This is a genomic window from Roseinatronobacter ekhonensis (assembly GCF_900499075.1).
Classification (GTDB): Bacteria; Pseudomonadota; Alphaproteobacteria; order Rhodobacterales; family Rhodobacteraceae; genus Roseinatronobacter; species Roseinatronobacter ekhonensis.
The window spans coordinates 1-1,060 of record NZ_UIHC01000171.1; the positions used below are offsets into that span (position 1 = coordinate 1).

At 55.6% G+C, this 1,060-nt stretch carries 1 protein-coding gene; it reads left to right on the plus strand.

The window, feature by feature from the left end; all coding sequences use genetic code 11:
- Nucleotides 1–1,060 (plus strand): IS630 family transposase (locus ROE7235_RS19665; protein ID WP_245964053.1); only part of this gene is annotated, 1,060 nt, incomplete at both ends.

Here is a 1,060-nt window from a genome sequence, read left to right on the forward strand (position 1 = left end):
TATACTCCGAGTCCTGCAGAAGCCGAATTTGTTGACTTGACTGCTGGGTTTGGAACGATTCAGCTATTGCTTATGATCCGCCCTGACTTTCTTTCCTCACCAGCCCGCCTCGAGCTTGAGGCTTGCGTGCGTCGCCAGCGCGAGGACCACGGTATTGCCCGTCGGGCAAATGCGATCTTGCTGCTCGACGACGGCAAATCCTGCCAAGAGATTTCGGATTTTCTATATTTGGACGACGACACCATCCGTGGCTGGTATAAGAGCTACCGGCAAGATGGCTGGGACGCGCTTGCCTTTGACGGCTGGAAGGGTGGTCAGTCCCGTATGACGCAGGCACAGGAAGCTACATTGTGTGCTTGGCTGGAAGCACGCTTCTGTCGCTCGACGGTCGAGATCAGGGCCCATGTCGCCGCTGAGTTTGGTGTAAAATATTCCCATTCTGGCTGTATCAAGCTTCTGGCCCGGCTGGGCTTTGAATACCGCAAGCCCAAACCTCTGCCGCGCGTGGCATCAGCGGAAAAGCAGGCAGCTTTCATCGCATTATACGAGAACCTGATGCGTGGGTTGCCTGCAGATGAAGCCGTCTACTTCGCCGATGCGGTGCATCCGGAATATCAGACCAAGCCTGCATTTGGCTGGGTGAAGGTTGGGTCAAATCCAGCGGTTCTCAGCACGGCGGGACGTGGTCGTGTGAACATTCATGGGGCTGTGAACCTCGAAACCTTCGACGCACCTTTTGTCGAGCCCACGACCGTTGATGGGGTCAGTGCCGTGCAGCTTCTGACCAAGGTCGAAGAGCGCAACCCCGACAAGCGTATCATTCACGTCATCTGGGACAACGCCGCCTACCATAAAGGACCGGATGTCAGAGCTTTTCTTGCGAGGGCAGCCTGCCGTATCCATTTGATCCAGCTGCCGCCCTATTGCCCACATCTCAATCCAATTGAACGTCTTTGGGCGGTCTTGCACCATTATGTCACCCACAATCGCTACTACCGAAGTCAGAAGCAATTCGCCGACGCCATCCTTGCATTCATGCGTGAGACCATCCCGCAGGAAT